Origin of the sequence: Streptomyces oryzae (assembly GCF_017676365.1) — a bacterium.
Lineage (GTDB): Bacteria > Actinomycetota > Actinomycetes > Streptomycetales > Streptomycetaceae > Streptomyces > Streptomyces oryzae.
The window spans coordinates 1-5,001 of the sequence record NZ_JADKMA010000308.1 but is presented as its reverse complement, the minus strand read 5'-3'; the positions used below and the strand labels follow the sequence as shown (position 1 = coordinate 5,001).

Genomic DNA, 5,001 nt, shown 5'->3' with positions numbered 1-5,001 from the left:
CATCTGTCGGGTTTTCCCGTGCGCTTGACCCTGACCGTCGTTGACCGCGTATGGTCCAGGGCTGGACAGTTGCTGGCGATTCGGGCACGGCCACCGGGCAGTCGACGGCATGGTGGTGCCAGGGGAGGGGACCGGGATGGCGGGGGACGGACGAAGTCCCGAGCGCGGCCGGAGCGCGGAGTCGGGCACTCACACTGACGCGGCGGCCGGTGGGGGCGAGCCGTTCGGCGGGGGAGAGCCGGCCGGGCACGCGGAGCCGGCGCACGAGCCGGAGGACCCGCTCCACATCCGCCCCTACGTACAGCTGCGGGAGGGCGGCACCGCGCAGGCCCCGCAGAGCCCGCAGGCCCCGCAGGCCCCGCACGAGCAGGCGGCCGAACGGGCGCCCGGGCAGCTGCCGGGCACCACCGGGGACGCCCATGTGCCGCTGCCCGACCTCTCGCCGTTCGCCGAACACGGCACGGAGGAGACGGCCGAGCTGCCCGCCGTGACCGGATCGGACGGCGGCCGGGACGGGGGTCAGGACGGCGGCCGGGGCGGTGGCCGGGCCGGGCTGCGCCGCCGCGTACAGCCCTCCGGGGCGGCCGACCGGACGTCCGCGTCCCACCGCCGGGTACGGGAGCGCCGCAGACCCAGCACGGCCGTGTTCGCCGGGGTCGGGGTGGCGGCAGTACTCGGCGGGGGCCTGCTGACCACCCAGGTGATGACCGACGACGGCAGCCGCGCCGGGGACGGCCGCGCGCTGCCCCACATGCCGACCGGTGCGCCCACGGAGGACGACGACCTGCCCTCGCCCTCCCCCTCCACCGAGCAGCAGCCCGAGCGCAGCAGCCAGCCGAAGCCCGCTCCCTCCCGCAGCGCAGCCCCGGGCACGCCCCGCGCCGGCCGGGACGGCGGCGAGCACACCACCCGCCCGTCGCCCACCCGGGCCGGAAAGAGCCACTCCGGCCGGCCGGTCCGCCCCGGGGAGGGGCAGCGGGGCTACGGCCGCCCGCATCAGCAGTGGCCGGGCCACTCCTCCGGCCAGACGCTGCGCCCCGGCGACTCCGGCACAGAGGTGGTCGAGCTGCAGCGCCGTCTGAAGGAGGCCGGCTACTACGACCGCAGCGCACCCGAGGACGGCGTCTACTCCTCGCAGGTCCAGCAAGCGGTCTTCCAATACCAGGCGCACTACCACCTGTGGGACGACGCACCCGGTGAGTACGGCCCGGCCACCAGGCGCCATCTGGAGGCGCGGACATCGGGCTGAGGCCTGAGGCTCTGCGGCCCTGAGGCTCTGAGGGGTGCGCGGAAGTGTGCACAGGGCTGGCCGATTTCCCGGACAGGTTTGTATGATGCGAAAACAAATGGTCCCGCCCGTGTCCCTCACCTGACGGGAGGGGCGTCCCTGACCGGCGGGCGGGCCATCTGTTTCCTGCTGCCGCCGCGCGCCGACCGCGATCCCGGGGAGCCTCGCATGTCCACACCTCCGCTCACCGTCCGCGGGCTGCTGCTCGACATGGACGGCACGCTCCTCGACTCCGACGCCGTGGTCGCCAGGGTCTGGCGGGGCTGGGCCGCCGAGCAGGGGCTCGACCCCGACGAGGTGCTGCGCGTCGCACACGGCCGCCAAGGGCACATGACGATGGCCGCCCTGCTCCCGCACCGCCCGATGGAGCAGAACTACGCGGAGAACCGCGTCCTGCTCGCCCAGGAGACCGCCGACACCGACGGCATCGTCCCGGTGCCCGGCGCGCCCGCCTTCCTCGCGGCGCTGGAGGACGTTCCGCACGCCCTGGTGACCTCTGCGACCCCGGAGCTGGCGGCGGCGCGGATGGCGGCGGCCGGGTTGCGGATGCCGGCGCTCCGGATCACCGCCGCGGATGTCTCCGCCAGCAAGCCCGATCCCGAGGGCTTCCTCAAGGGCGCGGCAGAGCTGGGTTTCCCGCCCGAACAGTGCGCGGTGTTCGAGGACTCCGGCGCGGGTGTCGCGGCGGGTCTGGCCGCGGGTATGCCGGTCGTCGGCGTCGGCCCGCGCGCCGCCGAACACGGTCCGACCGTGCACGTACCTGACCTGGAGCAGATGCGGGTCACCCCGCTGGCGGACGGCCGGGTCCGCCTCACGTTCGAGGCCTTCGAGACCTTCGAGGTCTTCGACGGCTGAGAGGGGCCGAGAGGGGCCAGCCGAGCCGAAGGCCGAAGACTCGGGGCCGGCAATCGGGCCCCGCCCCAGAGCCCCGCGCGGGCGTCACTTCTTCGGCGGCGCCTGCTGTACGACCTCGAACGACCAGGTCTCCGAGTCGGTCGCCACCGGCTTCGGCCGCTCGGCGGACTCCGACCCTGCCCCGTCCCCGGACGCGGCGGGCTTGCCTTCCGCGCCGCTGTCGGCGCCCTTCGCGCGCTGGTGCGCCTCCTTCATGGGCCCGTTCATCCATGCCTGGAAGGACTCCTCGTCCCGCCAACGGGTGTAGACGAGATAGCGGTCGGTCCCCTCCAGCGGACGCAGCAGCTCGAACCACTCGAAGCCGTCGGCGCTCTCCACGAAGCCCTTGCGGGCGCCGAACCGCTCTTCCAGGACCTCCCGCTGGTCAGCCGGTACTGTCAGCGCATTGATCTTGACGATGCTCATGGCCCCATCCTGCCTCACCGCACGGAGCACGCCGCCGCCCCGGTGACAGGTCTGTCCGGTTCGGTGCCCGGACGCGCACGGCTGTCAGGTAGCGAGTAGGTTTCTGGCGTCTGAACCTGAAGGTCGGCTCTGAGGGCGGGGCCGGCCCTCGGTGCCGGGCGGGGCGGATCCGGACGAGTGCGGGGGGACCCGCGGAGAAGAACACCGGCGGACAGGACGGAGACGGCGGGGCGTGGCGGCGGAATCGGTGGCGGAGGGGCCCAAGGGGCCGGACCGGGGCGGCGAATGGCACCAGCCCGGAAGCGGACCGGGCGGACCGTTCCGCAGACCGGCCCGGCAGTGGGCGCGGCTGGGGTCCCGTTCCGGAATGGTGCTGGCGGGGCTGTGGCTGCTGGCACTGGCGCTGGCCGTCCGGCAGGCGGCTGCCGTATTGCGGCTCCCTCAGGACGAGCGGTTCGTGGACCTGTTCGCCTGGATCGGCGACAACGGTGTGCTGCGCGTGCACGGTTCCCTCTACGACGGTGAGACGCCCTTCACCGGGACGCCCTTCGCCGGGCTGGTGCTCAAACCGCTCACCCGCGCCGCCGAGCAAGGGCTGGGCGTGGCCTGGACATTGGGCACGCTGCTGCTGGTCGCCGCCGTCGGTGTAGTGGCCGCACGCGCGCTGCCCGGGCCGGTCTCGCGGCGTACCGCACTGTTCGCGGTGCCGGTCGCGCTGAGCCTGCTGGTGCTGTCGGTGCCGGTGCGCAACACCTTCCACCTCGGGCAGACCAGCGTGCTGCCGGTGCTGTTGGTGCTGGTCGGCTGGCTGCTGGGCGGCGAGAACGGGCAGCGTGCCAGGGGCGCGCAGGGGGCGTACGACGGCGACGCGGAGCGCGGCAGAAAGCGCGCGCTCCTGGGACGTCTCAGCGGCGAGGTCCGCGGGACGATCCGCGGGAAGGCCGTGGCGGCCCTCGGTGGGAAGGCGGGCGGTGTACTCATCGGCGTCGCGGGCGCGTTGCAGCCGGCCACCTTGCTGTTCGTACCGCTGCTGTGGCTCACCGGGCGCCGTACGGCCGCCGTCTCGGGTGCGGGAACGTTCCTCATCTGCACCCTCGCGACCTGGGCCGCCATGCCGGGCGACTCGTGGACGTACTGGATACACCACGTCGCCGGTGCCGGCCTCGGCGATCCGGCGGACGCGACCGCCAACCAGTCGCTGCACGGCGCCCTGCTGCGCGCCGGGCTGCACGGCTGGCCGGAGGCGGTGCCGCTGGCGGTGATGGCGGGCGCCGTCAGCTGGCTGGCGCTGCGTCGGGCGGTGCGCTATGCGCGCGACGGGCAACTGCTGCTGGCCGCCGCCGTCGTGGGCTGCGCAGCGGTGGCGGCCTCGCCGATGGCCTGGCAGCACCAGCAGCTGTGGGTGCTGCTGGCGGTGGTGGGCCGGGTCGGCCGGCGTAGCGGGGACCGGCTGGTGTGGCCGGTGTTCGTGGTGATGGTGATGACGCTGGACGGCACCGCGCTGGTCCCCAAGGTCGCCGCTTTCGATGTGCTGGGCCAGAACGCGGTGCTGCTGGCGGCGCTGCTGGCCTCCTGCGCCGTCCCGTTCGCGCTGCGCACCTCACCGGCCTGGGCCCGTCCGGAACCCTCGGGTCCGCTCAGCCGCCCCAACCTGATGCTGGAGCTGCTGCTGATCCGCGTCGGCTACTGGGCGTACTCCTATGTCCGCGGCCACGCACCCGACTCGCGCTCCCTGGCCGAGGGGCACGGCCACCAGATACTGACCGCGGAGTCCTTCCTCCACATCGACATCGAACACAGCCTCAACCGGCTGGCCGCGCGTACGGAGTGGCTGCGCGACGCCTGCGACACGTACTACACGACGTTCCACTTCCTGGTGCCGATCGCCCTGCTGGGCTGGCTGTACGCACGCCGTGTGCCGCAGTACCGGCCCGCGCGCACGGCGCTGAGCTTCGCCACGCTGCTCGGGCTGATCGGCTTCTGGCTGTACCCGCTCGCGCCGCCGCGGCTGATGCCGGGCCAGGGCTACATCGACACGGCACACGGCCCGCAGGATCTGTCCAACCCGGACTTCGGCGCGCTGACCCAGCTGTCCAACCAGTACGCGGCGATGCCGTCGCTGCACGTGGGCTGGTCGCTGTGGTGCGCGATCGTCGTCTTCTCCCTCACCCGGAATCTGTGGCTCCGGGCGCTCGGCGCGCTCTATCCGCTGCTGACGACGTTCGTGGTGATGGCCACCGCCAACCACTATCTGCTGGACGCCGCTGGCGGCGTCGCCGTCGTGACAGCGGGCTTCTACGGCCAGCGATGGCTCGCCCGCGTCAGGGGCGGCGACGGAGCGCTGCCCGGGGCTGACGGGACTGACGGGGCTGAGGGGGCTGAGGGGGCTGAGG

General features: G+C 73.6%; 4 protein-coding genes. 3 read left to right on the top strand and 1 reads right to left on the bottom strand.

Annotated elements, in window-relative coordinates; genetic code table 11:
• Window positions 1-136: 136 nt before the first annotated feature.
• Both ITI46_RS33025 and ITI46_RS33020 read left to right on the top strand, forming a co-directional pair.
• Window positions 137-1,249: a peptidoglycan-binding protein gene (locus tag ITI46_RS33025; RefSeq protein ID WP_209243633.1), complete on the top strand. Its 1,113-nt coding sequence runs from the start codon at window positions 137-139 to the stop codon at window positions 1,247-1,249.
• 207 nt (window positions 1,250-1,456) lie between these two features.
• Window positions 1,457-2,143, top strand: coding sequence for an HAD-IA family hydrolase (locus ITI46_RS33020; protein WP_209243632.1), 687 nt, complete (start codon window positions 1,457-1,459; stop codon window positions 2,141-2,143).
• An 84-nt stretch (window positions 2,144-2,227) separates the two neighbouring features.
• On the opposite strand, the gene ITI46_RS33015 is transcribed toward ITI46_RS33020, so the two are convergent.
• The gene (locus tag ITI46_RS33015; RefSeq protein WP_209243631.1) at window positions 2,228-2,608 is read right to left on the bottom strand and encodes an antibiotic biosynthesis monooxygenase family protein; all 381 of its coding nucleotides are present in this window, start codon (window positions 2,606-2,608) and stop codon (window positions 2,228-2,230) included.
• A gap of 367 nt (window positions 2,609-2,975) precedes the next feature.
• Between ITI46_RS33015 and ITI46_RS33010 the strand changes: the two genes are divergently transcribed.
• Window positions 2,976-5,001 (top strand): bifunctional glycosyltransferase 87/phosphatase PAP2 family protein (locus tag ITI46_RS33010; protein WP_247746965.1); only part of this gene is annotated, 2,026 nt, incomplete at its 3' end.